The organism is Citrobacter freundii complex sp. 2024EL-00216 (assembly GCF_043945515.1).
Taxonomy (GTDB): domain Bacteria; phylum Pseudomonadota; class Gammaproteobacteria; order Enterobacterales; family Enterobacteriaceae; genus Citrobacter; species Citrobacter portucalensis.
In genome coordinates, this window is record NZ_JBIMRA010000027.1 from 1 (window position 1) to 12,838 (window position 12,838).

The following is a 12,838-nucleotide window of genomic DNA, read 5'->3' on the forward strand; positions in this document are numbered from 1 at the left end:
ACCGTCCATCTTGGTCATGCCGTCACGGAGCGGCGGAACGAAGGGTTGGATGTTCCCCCTGAATTTCTTCCCCACATATCCCCATTGGGCTGGGCGCACATTCTACTGACTGGCGAATATCTTTGGCACAAGGAACCGAAAGCTTAGGGTGTCATTTCGCCCTCAGCCGGAACCGACCCCGATATGGGCGTACATGATTCCGGGCGGCATAGTCATCTTCGTCATCAGCTACTTTTTTCGGCAGCGGGAAGTATTACGATTGAACTGGAGCAGGCCCTGTGTCTGCTACCGCCACGCCGTGCGGTTTGGATCCCGGCAGGCACGGTACATCGCGCCATAATGCGTGGTGTGATGGCTTATCGCTCTTTGTACTTTTCAACCACATTGCCGTTATCTGAGTTACCGCTGCAGATAGTCGAAGTTAATCCGCTGTTTTTTGAAGTGATAGAACGTATGGCCTTCTGGCCATGGGAAATGCCTGCCGCACAGCAGTCCAGCCTCATTGCCGTTTTTTGTGAGGAAATGCGTGCCGCCCGCAGTGAAAACTGGACATTGCAGTACCCCTCAGATCCACGGCTTAACGAGTGGCTCAAGGGATTACGCATGGGTGAATTGCCACCACGACTGAATCAATTGTCCCGACAGGTTGGGGCATGCGAGAGGACGATCAGCCGAATATTTATCAGGGATACCGGGATGAATTATCAGGACTGGCGACAGCAATTTAGGTTGTTAAAAGCCATGGAAATGTTGGCTGATGGATGCCATATCAGCCAGGTCGCGCAATATCTGGAGTTTGTCAGCGACAGTGCTTTTATTGCTTTCTTCCATCAACATACCGGCACAACACCTGGCCGTTATTCGGGCAATATAATGCCGCAGAAGGATTAGGGGTATTACATATTAAGGATAATTTACCCAGTGATAGCAGAGTGGGAAGATTGTTTACTGATGGCAGAGAGAAGATCCTCTCTGCCAGCGGACGCTGCAATTAATCAAGAAGCGTTACATCAAGCAAACCAGCCGAACCTTGCGGATATCAGACTGAAAAGTCCTACAGCAGCAAATATATTTATCAGCACCACAGTTTTACTGGAAACATTCATTTTTGCCACCTTTCGTTTTAACCCTTATGGGTATAGTACGGCTTATAACTATCCGCAATAGTACGAATTCTGAACATAATGAAAATGGGTTGTTTTACAGCCGTTTTTCTTAAATTAATTAATAAAACTTGATGTGAGTCATGAAAAATAGCATATTGCGCGCGATTTTCTCTTCTGGCCAGGATGCCTTAAATGTCCCTATACCAAAAAATGTTGGTTTTTTATGCGGTGATGGCCGTCATCACGGCAATCATCACCTGGTTTCTTTCCCGCGATAAAAAGCGGATCCGCTTTCTTAGCGCGGTATTAGTCGGGGCGACCTGGCCGATGAGTTTTCCCGTTGCGCTGATGTTTTCTCTTTTCTGATGACGGCGTATACGCCGTTTCAGGAGAAAAGCAGGGCATCTAATCGTTTTTTGTCGGTTTCAGAGACATCCTGTGGGTGCTGATATCCCGCATTCTCATTCGCACGGGTGTACAAGGCAACCAGCCAGTCGTAAACGTAACGGCTTGCACCATGCGAGGGTTGTTCATCCAGCTTCGTCAGGCGTAGCATCGGCGATTGCTTCGGCGCGCTAAAAATAGCCGATCCTTTTTGGATCCTGCTGGCAGGGCGCTGTTCCTCAGCAACGTCGGCAAATCCAAGCCAGGTAATAAAATCACCAATATCGGCGTGTAACTGCGCGGCACAGACGTTTTCTCGCTGCATAATGCGCTGTAAGCGTTGTGGCATCTCCAGGCGATAGCTGGTGGTGACGAGAATGTCGGCAACCAGCCTTAACGTACGGGGATCGAGTCGTAAACGGCGGGCATTATTTTCATCGCGACACCACTGGCGCACGTGGTTAATCCACATTTTGTGTGCCTGATATCCGGTCTCCTGACTTTCCGGCGAGTGTAGTGTGTCACGCACTTCGGCAAACAGGTCAATCTCTTCATTAAATAAACCGCTTACCTGCTCCTCGCGTGGTTGCTGAATACGCAGCAGCGACTCAAAAATGCGCATCGGCGGGAGCAAACCATCCAGCAGTTCGCCATGTTTTGCCGCTTGCGCCTGTAACTGGCGGATCACCGACTCGTGGCTATCCGATTCAGCTTGAGCGGGATTAATCCAGCTTATCAGCGTTTCGCGGATGCGCTGTTGATGCTGCTCGCGTAGAGAAGTCAACTTGGCCTGGCGCTGCTGTGGTGAGGTTGCCTGAGTCAGCCATTCGACAAGACGTTGTAAGCTATGTTTATCCAGCGCCTGCAATGTACCCCAATGCAGCCCGGGCTTGCCCATTAATTGCTGCACGGATTCATCAAGGTTTTGCTGGGTACTAAAACGCGCATCCTGTGGGGTGATGGCCCAAACCACGCCCGGTAATGCGGCATCATGAACAGGTTGGGTATCGTTGACCCAGCCCAACAGCTTGCGGGTGATGGCGGGCGTCTGGGCGCGGGCAGAGACCGCGTTGCAGATTAAGAGCACATCCGGTTGCAGGTGCTGGCGATAATGTTCCAGCATCCAGCCTAATTTTGCCTGCCACAGTGGGTTAGGATGAGCATCCGGGGCGAGGGGAATATCGAGCAGATCGACATTCTCCAGCACCGAGTCTTCAACCGTCAGAACCAGCTCGCGCGTGAGCAGCGCCAGTGACGACAAAGAAAGACTGACCGCATTGAGCAACTGATGATTTTCAATCGGATGAACCACCACATCGCTTTGCGTCTCATTATTGCCGGTCAATGCCACCTGGGTCAGGAAACTTTCGGCCGGTAAACCAAAATGATCAACCAGCAGACTCAGCGGGGCCGCTAATTCTTGCGCGTGTCCGGTTTGTTGCAACGTGTGCGCCAGCGCCAGCCACTGCTGCGTCAGCTCTGGTTGTTCTCCCCACAGTAACGCCCAGGCGTTTGCCCGGGTAGTCAGGTCAAGTGCGGGCAGCAACGTGGCAAACTGATACCATAGTGCATCGTCAATTTGCTGCTGGTTTGCCGGTACGCAGGAGCGCCAGAAACGACCAATTGCCGCAACATCATGTGCGGTAATGCCCGGCACCGGGTGACGCTGACGCAGCGTTTGCCATTTTTCCAGGCGCGCCTCAATAATCGATTTCTCGACCTGTCGGTTGCCCGGGAGCGCGCTGAACTGGGCGATAAATAGCTGTACCAGTTCGGCTTCACTGAGTAACCGCAGACGCAACGGCCATTCGCTATCATGCGGATTTTCATCGCGCGTAAAACGGATCGCCATATTGGTTGGTGCATGGCCCGGATTAATATGCGAGAAATAATCAAAGCTGCGATCCGGGGTAACAATATTCACTTTGCCAGTGGCATTGCAGCACAATGCTGCCAGCAGATGTGCTTTTGCCGATTGTGAGTGTCCGTATAACCCTATACATCCTTGCGATGAAAAGGTCTCCTTCAACGCAGATTCACTCACTGCGGCTAGCGTAAGCTGTGCCAGCAGGGCATCCGCTTCATCATCAAGACGCGCCGCACGTTGACGGGTATCTACCACCCACTCGATGGCGGCCTGCCCGGTATTTAACATCTTACTCATTTCAGGTACACGCTCCCGCTATCAATCCAGTAATGGCTTCCGCTATGACGACGGTCTGCCAGCGTATTCAGTTTTAACGTTAAGGCATTGGCGGCAACGGGGGTGCCATCCTGTAACCAGGCATCACTCAGGATGAAGAATTCCGGGCCACTTTCTTTGCTGCCGCCGCGTAGCTGCAGCCGAACATTCAACACGCCATCTCCGGCGATAGTTTTTGCCAGTTCGGCAGAGTTTATGCTGAGCGTATACAGCGGCGTGGCAGGCCAGCGGCTGTTTGCCAGTTGCCGAAATCCTAACGTCACGTTGCCACGTAACGGGAAATGCAACCGGGCATCCAGCTTCGCCCCAGGTTTATCCAGATCAATATCGTGATACCAGATGTTCTCATCGCGCAGGGTATTGACCGTATTATCCAGCACACCGAGAAAGCGTACGGTCGAGTAAGCGCCTATATCGGCAGCTTTAAAGTTAAAACGTGGCAAACGCAAATCCAGCGCCAGGCTGCACAGCATAGCGCCTACAGCAGCGGTGGATTTAGGGTTACCAATCCGCCCTTGCTGGCTGAACGGATACCACTCATGCACGCGGTAGTTATCCATCCAGATCATACGATTAACCGGAACAGGTTGCAGATGGCGGATCAACGCCTGTACACCGGGTAAACAGGCGGGTCTGCCGGTCACTAATAAGATATCGCAGCGATAGTGTGAAATGGCCTCACAAACCGCGTGCAGTGGGGAAGTCAGGGTAAATTGCCCCGCCAATAGTGCTTCTTGTAACTGCCTGAACTGTACCTGTAACGGCACGCTCAGAACATCAAACGCTGGCGACCCTGCTGGCAACGCATGGTCGATAGCCTGTTGGATGTAGTTCATCACGTTGCGCGTGGGTTGTTGACTCAGGAGTTCGCCAAAGGTGGCATGTAGCCCTGCGACCGGATCGTTAATATCGCTTTGTTCCCAGGCAGAGAGGACCGCATGACCAAGCGGCATAAAGAGCTGCAACGCCGTTTGTTGACGCAAAATCGCCTGGGTGTCAATGCGCCCGGAATCGCCAAACAGCGTGGCCAGCAATGCGGCGGCGTCGGTCACGCCAGCCTGTTGTAAGCGGGTTTGCAGCGCAGGCAACACGCAGCGCTGAATCACGTCCAGCAGCATGTCATCGCCCGCAACTTTAAAACCTTCACGGAACAGCAGATGCGGGGTAATTTTGACATTCGCGCCAACGCCGTCATCAAGCTGGTAATGAACGACGGCCATATCCGTTGTCCCGCCGCCAATGTCGATCGATGCCACGCGCAGTGCTCGACCTTTAGTCTCACCAGGCTCCGGCAAACGGTCCGGGCGGGCAAGGGCGTTAAAGAACGATTCGGTGTGGCCATCGTAGTGTGAGATAGCCTCGTTATACAGCCACACCAGTTGCCCGCAGCTGGCTTCATCCCATTCCATCTGAATTTCAGGTACGGGAACCACACTCTTTTCCTGCTGCTTACGGGTGGTGAAGTCTTCATCCTGCGGGTGCCAGCCCATCGCTTTCCAGACCAGGGCAATAGCTTCAAACATGCGCAGGCGGAAAATCTCGCGCTCCTGTTTGGGCATCGCCGACGGTAGGGTCAGGATCAGCGTCCGCAACTGACGAGGAGACGCCGGGAATCCGAGGCGCAAACGCGTCGCAACGCTGTTAATTTGCCCCAGCGCCTGGGCCAGTATTTCGCACAGCATATGTGTCATCAGCGTGCTGCGGCTGTATTGTGGTGAGAACACTGGCAGACGATCGTCCTGCGGCAGGCTGAACAGCGGTTGCCCGTCATCGTTCATCAGGTTCATCAGCGGGAAGGCGGTAGCCAGCGGTTCGCGCTGGGTTTTGCCATTCATCTGGCTAAAGCGCCAGTCATGTAACACCGGAGTTTCATCCCACAGATAGCGGCGCGGGCTTGAGATCCCACTGTTGCCCTCGGTGCCCATACGCTGCATCGCCAGCTTACGGGCTTCATCACCCACACGCACAATCGACGGCCAGATAAAGGCGTCATCACGTCCGCTCTCAACGGAAAAGTGCTGCTTACCAAAGCGTGCTTCGGAAAACTCCAGCCGACTGGTGAATAGCGGATCGTTGAGGAACTGCGGCTCGCTTAACGAACGGACCTGCAATTCAGCGGTCTGACGCAGCCCGTCATTGGCATCCCCGTGATCTTCAATCAGGACACCACAGGTATGGGTATTACCGATATCCAAAATAAGATCGACGGGAATGGCGGGTGTGCTAAGGGTGTGCGTAACCAGTTTCACTTCCGGGACGGAAAGCTGCTCACCTAACAGGGTCAGCACATTCAGCCAGTGCGCCTGGTATTCAAAGTTACGCAGCGCCTGCTGGATCTCTTGTTCTGAGCGGTTCTCATGTTGGGTGACATGGTGCATAAAAGATTCGCGCAACCAGCCGTCAATCCAGGTCTGGTCAAGGAAATCAGCAATTTCGTTGTCATGCCAGGCCAGCGCAAACCGTGTACCGTTAAGCAGATCATTTTCGTTGGGGGTTAACGCCGCAGGGGCATTTTCAGTAAGCTGGCTGTCCAGCGCTACGGTAACACGGTGGGTGTTGCCCGCGCTGTCCGGCTGCGGCAGCTTTCGCACCTGCACGCGAGCCCAGTTATCCGGGCCTTCAACAAACGTACGCGGCGGGTTAAAGCGCAAAAACGGCAGCGGCAGCCAGACGCCGTCGAGCACGTCCAGCGAATAGTGCAGCGTCTGAGTACTTTCCGGCTTCACCACTTCGGGTTGCGCGCCGGTGCTGCCCGGTAGGGTATAGCGTCCTGACGTCAGATCGAAGTCTAGTCTCAGTAGCGGACCGTTTGCCGTTTTGCGCACAAAGCGTCCATGGTGCGCAGATTCCTGCGGCGTGAGGCCGAAATCCAGAAATTGCACACCGCTATTGGCGATGAGCGTCACGCTCTGTTTGTAATCACACAGATTCACCAACATAAAATCAGGCACCTATCTTTTTGATCGTCAGAGGGATTTCCGCGTGATCGTCATAACGCGCGGTACAGGCGGCGACGTCATTGGTTCCCGCTTTGCAGGTAATTTCAGGCATCGGATAACGTGAACCGTCGGTACAACGGGCATTGCCGCGACTCTTAATCATTAATTCACCCGACTGGTGCAAACCAGAGAAAATCTCGGCACGACAAACAATGTTGTCACCATGAACCACGCGCGCAGTGCCTTTATTGGCCTGGATCTGATAGCGCAGCGACGGCGCTTTGCCGCTCACCGGATCTTTAACATCGACCATGACGCGCCAGTTACCGTTGAGAAAACGCGTCGTTCCTGCCTTCATCTGGTTGGCATCCATCACCAGCGCATCTTTTGGAATCGCGGCGATCACCACCGGTCCTTCGACAGGTTTCTCTTTCTTCGCAGCGGGAGTCACTTCAGCACGATGCAGGGGCAGTACAGATGTCAGTGCTGGCAGCGGTGCCATATCAACCTTAGCGACTTCAATAGCGGCTACTGCGGGTACGGGCTGGGTGGTCTGTTGCTTCCACAGCAGCGGCCCAACGATGGCTGCAATAATCACTGCGGCAACGGGTAGGCTCCACAGCGATATGCGGCGTATGGGCTTTTCATGTACCGGCGGGGCAGTGACTTCAGGTTCGTTAACAATAACCGGGGGTTGAGGTTCAGGTTCAGCCGGTTTTGGCAGATCAACGACCGGCGTCAGTAAGGGGACATCGGCCTCGGCAAAGGTAATTTCCGGTGCGATTTCTTCTTCCTGTTCTGGCTCTGCTACGGTAACCACAGGAGGAACATCGGCAATGCGCAGGCAGTCGAGCACATCGTCGCGGGGATTTTCATTCAGATTGACGAAGCCCCAGAACGTAATAACGGGTTTGCCATCAACCAGAAACACGTGATTTTCACCGGGAAATTGGATGGCTTTTTCGAGCAGTGAGCCAAACAGCTGTAGGGAAGTTTTCCCCGATTGCAGGCTTTTACGGCTCAGGGTCGCCGCATTTTCCAGCGTGCTCCCCAGATAGCGCAGCGCACGAAAACGTGCTTCTTCATCAGCGGCTTTCCACGCCACGGCTTTCCCTTCTATCGGGGAATACCAGTCAACCCGATCGCCGTTGTCGTTAATTTGTGGGATCGCCAGACAATCCACCATCGCCTGCTGTTTACGCAGACGAAGCGTTTCACGAATTTGCAATGCTGAATCAAACACGGCCTGACCACCGCCGCCTACGGCCTGATAGTCATCCAAATTGCCGCTGCGCAAGAGAGTTTTTGCCACGTTGTTACCCCTTAGACTTCTTCACGTATCTACTTTACGTTTTATAAAAACGAGCAAACGGCGAAAGAGAGGCAAAAAGGGGCTAATTTTCATGGCATAGAGTGCCGGGAAAAATCTTGACGTTTTGAAAAAGACTTAAGGGAAATTAATTCGCTTGGAGTGATGAATTATTCAGCGAAATACACCGGATTAGAATAACCTGATAGTGATTTGTTATTGGTCAGTTTTTGTCAGCTATGCTCTGATATCCCTGTTAATAATAAAATAAGAAGGCTTATAACCATGATTGCAAGGAAAACGTTACTCGCGCTGGCTCTCAGCGCCGTCTTACCGTCAGGCGCTGCGTTCGCGGCCAATACTGACACCATCATCTATTGCTCTGAAGCATCGCCGGAGTCATTTAACCCGCAAATCGCCAGTTCAGGTCCTTCATTTGTGGCCAGTTCACAGGTGCTCTACAACCGACTCATCAACTTTGATCCAGTAAAGAATACCCCGATACCGTCTCTGGCAACGGACTGGACGATTTCCCCGGATGGTAAGACTTACACGTTTACCCTGCGTCAGGGCGTGAAATTCAACAGTAATAAATTCTTTAAACCGACCCGCGACTTCAACGCAGATGACGTGATTTTCTCGGTATTACGGCAGAAAGATGCCGATCATCCGTATCACAAGGTTTCTCAGGGAAGCTACGAATACTTTAACGATGTTGGTCTGGATAAACTGATTAAAGAAGTGAAGAAGGTCGATGATTATCACGTTCAGTTTGTCCTCAATGAACCTAATGCCGCGTTTCTTGCCGACTGGGGTATGGATTTTGCCTCCATCCTTTCTGCGGAATATGCCGACGCGATGCTGAAAAAAGGCACCCCGGAAAACGTCGATAACTGGCCGATTGGCACCGGGCCTTACGTGTTGCAACAGTACAAGCAGGACTCGCAAATCCGCTATCTCGCTAACCCGAACTACTGGGATGGCACCGTTCCAACAAAGCACCTGATCTTCTCAATCACGCCAAACGTCCAGACGCGGCTGGCAAAACTGCAAACCAATGAATGCCAGATAATCCCGGCGCCAGCCCCCGTACAGTTTGACGAGATTAAAAAGAATAAAGATTTGACGCTGCATTCAGTTGAAGCGCTAAACGTCGGGTATCTGGCGTTTAATACCGAGAAAAAACCGTTTGATAACGTACTGGTGCGTCAGGCGCTAAACTACGCGACCGATAAAAAGGCCATTATTAACGCCGTCTTTTTAGGTTCCGGTACGGTGGCAAAATCACCGATTCCGCCGAATATGATGGGCTTCAATAAAGATCTGCAGGATTACGCTTACGACCCGCAAAAGGCAAAAGATCTGCTGAAGCAGGCGGGGCTGGAAAACGGCTTTGAAGCGACGCTGTGGTCAATGCCGGTTCAGCGCCCTTACAACCCGAACTCCCGACGGATTGCTGAGATGATCCAGAGCGACTGGGCAAAGGTGGGCGTGAAGGCGAAAATTGTGTCGTACGAGTGGGGGGAATATCTCTCCGGAATGCGTAAAGGTGAGCATGACACCGCGTTGTTTGGCTGGATGTCAGACAACGGCGATCCGGATAACTTCGCCGATGTGCTGCTGGGCTGCGACAGCATAAAAACCGGATCTAACGCCGCGCGCTGGTGCGATAAAGAGTATAATTCGCTGGTTCAAAAGGCGAAGCTGGTGAGTAAACCGGAAGAGCGCGCCGCGCTTTACCAGCAATCGCAAGAGATTTTCTACCAGCAGGCTCCGTGGATAGCCCTGGCAAACGGTAAAACGTTCTATGCTACGCGCAGCAACGTTAGCGGATACAGCGTCAGCTTGATGGGCAGTGATTTTTCAAAAGCAAAATTAAATTAATGAGTTAAGGAGAGGTTATGTCGCATCTGGATGAGGTCAGCGCACGTGTTGATGCCGCCATTGAAGAGAGCGTCATTACGCATATGAATGAATTGCTGATTGAACTCAGCGATGATGTCGCGTTGAGCCGGGAAGACCGCTATACCCAGCAACAGCGTTTGCGTACGGCTATCGCACATCATGGCCGTCAGCATAAAGAAGATATGGAAGCCCGTCGCGAACAGTTGACCAAAGGCGGCACAATCCTCTGATATTTCCCTTATCCGACCTACAGGCACGTTCTGTAGGTCTGATAAGCGAAGCGCCATCAGGCAATTAAAATGAACGTCTCGCCACCAGCCACGCCCCGATGACCAACAGCACCGCGCCACAGACCGGGCCTACCAGCGCCCGCAGCGGCACGCCGTGACTACGTAGAATATCCAGCACCAGCCCGCCGATTAACTGGCTAGCCACCAGTACCGCAATCGTCGTGGCGGCGCCTACATTTTGGTATCCACTAATACTGGCGAAAACAAAGAACGATCCCAACAAGCCGGGGATGAGCGTCCACCAGCGCACGCTGGATACCAGTTCACCAAACCCTGCCAAACCTTGCTTAAACCACAATATGCTGACAAACAGCACGATCCCAACCAGCGAGTTAAGCAACATGGCGATGAGGATCGTCGAGGATGTCTGGGTGATGCGTACCATCAAGGTATTTTGCACCACCAGACCAATACCCGCGGCAATCAGAAAGGAGAGGGTCAGCGTCTGGTTCATCTAAGGGCATCCGGTTCGCGGCGATCGTCTAACTGTAATTGCATGAAGGTCAGATCCAGCCACCGCCCAAATTTAGTGCCAACCTGCGGCATTTGCGCGGTGGTTTTAAAGCCCAGCAAGCTGTGCAGATGCAGTGATGCCTGATTTTGAGACTCAATACCTGCCACCATCACATGCTTGCCGCATGCGCGGGCTTCGTCTATCAGTCTGCTGAGCAGTGCCCGTCCTAGCCCTTTTCCCTGATGTTCAGGATGAACATACACCGAATGTTCAACGGTATGACGGAAGCCATCAAAGTTACGCCAGTCGCCAAAGGAGGCGTATCCCGTAACCACGCCATTCTCTTCACTCACCAGCACCGGATACCCCATCAATTGGCGGGCTTCATACCAGGAAATACAGTTTTCGGCATCGATCGTTTGATCGTTCCAGATAGCCGCCGTATGCAGTACCGCATGGTTGTAGATTTCTGCAATGGCGGCGCAGTCTTCTTTGCTGGCAAATCGAATTGACATGTTGAACCTCAGGGCTTGTTCACTATAGTATTACAATATGAATACTATTGAAGACAGCATAAATCAACGGATCAGTGCAAGAATTCGCATCGAGCGGGAATCTCGCGGTTGGTCACTCACGGAACTTGCCGAGCGCGCGGGTGTGTCGCGGGCCATGATCCATAAAATAGAACGCGGCGAGAGTAGTCCAACGGCTACGCTGCTGGGCAGGCTTTCCGGCGCGTTTGGCATTAGCATGTCTACCCTGATTGCGCGGGCTGAAATGCAAGAGGGCAAGCTGCTGCGATTCGTCGATCAGCCTGTTTGGCACGATCCACAAAGTCACTATCTGCGCCGCCATGTTTCACCGCGCAGCGATCTGCCTATCGATCTGGTGCAGATCGAATTACCCGCCGGAAGTGATATCCCAATGCCAGCCTCTTCCTATGTGCAGGCCAGACAACTTATCTGGTTACAGCAGGGAGAATTAGTCTTTGTCGAAGGGGACGTACGCCATGAAATGCAGGCAGGTGATTGCCTGGAACTTGGCCCGCCGAATGACTGTCGGTTTATCAATGAAGCCGCGCAACCCTGCGTTTACCTGGTTGTGCGGTTAAATCACATCGTCAGCTAAATAGCAGGAACGGGCTGCTACTATTGATGGATTCATGCCAAAAGCAGAGGAGCACATCATGGGTCAACAGACTAATCGTAACCGTCGTTGGGTACTGGCTTCCCGTCCACATGGCGCGCCAGTCCCAGAGAACTTCCGTCTTGAAGAAGATGAAGTCGCAACACCGGGCGAAGGCCAGATGTTGTTGCGCACCGTTTATCTTTCCCTTGATCCCTACATGCGTGGCCGCATGAGCGATGAGCCATCTTACTCACCACCAGTAGAGATTGGTGGTGTTATGGTGGGGGGTACCGTAAGTCGCGTGGTGTCATCCCACCATCCGGACTACCAGCCAGGCGAATGGGTATTGAGCTACAGCGGTTGGCAGGACTATGACATCTCCGACGGTAACGGGCTGGTGAAGCTTGGCGATCATCCCGAGCATCCTTCCTGGGCGCTGGGAGTTATGGGTATGCCGGGGTTTACCGCTTATATGGGCCTGCTGGATATCGGTCAGCCAAAAGCCGGGGAAACGCTGGTGGTAGCTGCCGCAACCGGGCCGGTTGGCGCAACGGTCGGGCAGATCGGTAAGCTTAAGGGGTGTCGGGTGATCGGTGTGGCGGGTGGGGCAGAGAAATGCCGACATGCCACCGAGGTCTTGGGTTTTGATGTCTGTCTCGATCACCACGCACAAGATTTTGCGCAACAACTGGCAAAAGCCTGCCCGCAGGGTATTGATATTTATTACGAAAACGTCGGTGGAAAAGTATTTGATGCTGTCCTGCCGTTACTCAACACCTCAGCACGCATCCCGCTTTGTGGCCTGGTCAGCGGTTATAACGCAACGTCGCTTCCGGCCGGACCTGACAGATTACCGCTGTTAATGGCAACGCTGCTGAAAAAGCGTATCCGCATGCAGGGTTTTATCATTGGTCAGGATTATGGACACCGTATTCATGAGTTTCAGCGGGAGATGGGGCGCTGGGTTAAAGAGGGCAAAATCCACTACCGCGAGCAGGTGACCGACGGTCTGGAAAATGCGCCACAAACCTTTATCGGTCTGCTGACTGGCAAAAACTTCGGCAAGGTAGTGATTCGTCTTGCTGAGGAGTGATGCGTAAAAACTGATGGCGGGAGTCAT

General features: G+C 52.9%; 12 protein-coding genes and 1 pseudogene. 7 read left to right on the top strand and 6 right to left on the bottom strand.

Annotated elements, in window-relative coordinates; all coding sequences use genetic code 11:
• Positions 1–147: Tn3 family transposase (locus ACHHZ7_RS22275; RefSeq protein ID WP_395149212.1), on the top strand; the 147-nt coding region annotated here is incomplete at its 5' end.
• 30 nt (positions 148–177) lie between these two features.
• Positions 178–891: pseudogene (locus ACHHZ7_RS22280) on the top strand (AraC family transcriptional regulator); the annotation flags it as partial.
• A 119-nt stretch (positions 892–1,010) separates the two neighbouring features.
• On the opposite strand, the gene yncL reads toward ACHHZ7_RS22280, so the two are convergent.
• The gene (gene yncL, locus ACHHZ7_RS22285; RefSeq protein ID WP_071524268.1) at positions 1,011–1,106 is read right to left on the bottom strand and encodes a stress response membrane protein YncL; all 96 of its coding nucleotides are present in this window, start codon (positions 1,104–1,106) and stop codon (positions 1,011–1,013) included.
• 192 nt (positions 1,107–1,298) lie between these two features.
• Between yncL and ACHHZ7_RS22290 the strand changes: the two genes are divergently transcribed.
• Positions 1,299–1,472 (top strand): GhoT/OrtT family toxin, encoded by a 174-nt coding sequence (locus ACHHZ7_RS22290; protein ID WP_003020198.1) that lies wholly within the window; start codon positions 1,299–1,301, stop codon positions 1,470–1,472.
• A 19-nt stretch (positions 1,473–1,491) separates the two neighbouring features.
• On the opposite strand, the gene ACHHZ7_RS22295 is transcribed toward ACHHZ7_RS22290, so the two are convergent.
• Genes ACHHZ7_RS22295 through ACHHZ7_RS22305 form a run of 3 tightly spaced genes read right to left on the bottom strand, consistent with a single transcriptional unit; the run spans position 1,492 to position 7,944 of the window.
• Positions 1,492–3,654: a virulence factor SrfC family protein gene (locus ACHHZ7_RS22295; protein ID WP_060682175.1), complete on the bottom strand. Its 2,163-nt coding sequence runs from the start codon at positions 3,652–3,654 to the stop codon at positions 1,492–1,494.
• A complete protein-coding gene (locus ACHHZ7_RS22300) occupies positions 3,651–6,632 on the bottom strand; it encodes a virulence factor SrfB (RefSeq protein WP_060683725.1) in 2,982 nt (993 codons plus the stop codon). Before ACHHZ7_RS22300 ends, ACHHZ7_RS22295 begins: the two co-directional genes overlap by 4 nt.
• Positions 6,633–6,636: 4 nt before the next feature.
• Positions 6,637–7,944, bottom strand: a complete 1,308-nt coding sequence (locus ACHHZ7_RS22305; protein WP_060682176.1) for an SrfA family protein — start codon at positions 7,942–7,944, stop codon at positions 6,637–6,639.
• Between the two features lie 282 nt (positions 7,945–8,226).
• Here ACHHZ7_RS22305 and ACHHZ7_RS22310 point away from each other — a divergent pair, with 282 nt between their 5' ends.
• On the top strand, positions 8,227–9,825 hold the full coding sequence (locus ACHHZ7_RS22310) for an ABC transporter substrate-binding protein (RefSeq protein ID WP_060682177.1): 1,599 nt from the start codon (positions 8,227–8,229) through the stop codon (positions 9,823–9,825).
• Positions 9,826–9,842: 17 nt separating this feature from the next.
• Positions 9,843–10,076 (top strand): YdcY family protein, encoded by a 234-nt coding sequence (locus ACHHZ7_RS22315; protein ID WP_003020183.1) that lies wholly within the window; start codon positions 9,843–9,845, stop codon positions 10,074–10,076.
• 64 nt (positions 10,077–10,140) lie between these two features.
• Here ACHHZ7_RS22315 and ACHHZ7_RS22320 read toward each other — a convergent pair whose 3' ends face one another.
• Both ACHHZ7_RS22320 and mddA read right to left on the bottom strand, forming a co-directional pair.
• Positions 10,141–10,590, bottom strand: a complete 450-nt coding sequence (locus tag ACHHZ7_RS22320; protein ID WP_008784831.1) for a DMT family transporter — start codon at positions 10,588–10,590, stop codon at positions 10,141–10,143.
• Positions 10,587–11,105 carry an L-methionine sulfoximine/L-methionine sulfone acetyltransferase gene (gene mddA / locus ACHHZ7_RS22325; RefSeq protein WP_060682178.1) on the bottom strand — a complete coding sequence of 173 codons (519 nt, stop codon included), beginning with the start codon at positions 11,103–11,105 and terminating at the stop codon, positions 10,587–10,589. Before mddA ends, ACHHZ7_RS22320 begins: the two co-directional genes overlap by 4 nt.
• Before the next feature lie 37 nt (positions 11,106–11,142).
• On the opposite strand from mddA, the gene ACHHZ7_RS22330 reads away from it, so the two are divergent.
• Both ACHHZ7_RS22330 and ACHHZ7_RS22335 read left to right on the top strand, forming a co-directional pair.
• Complete coding sequence (locus ACHHZ7_RS22330) at positions 11,143–11,718, top strand: XRE family transcriptional regulator (protein ID WP_060682179.1); 576 nt, start codon at positions 11,143–11,145, stop codon at positions 11,716–11,718.
• 58 nt (positions 11,719–11,776) lie between these two features.
• Entirely contained in the window at positions 11,777–12,811 is a 1,035-nt protein-coding gene (locus tag ACHHZ7_RS22335) for an NADP-dependent oxidoreductase (protein ID WP_060682180.1), read from the top strand.
• The last annotated feature ends 27 nt before the right edge of the window (positions 12,812–12,838 follow it).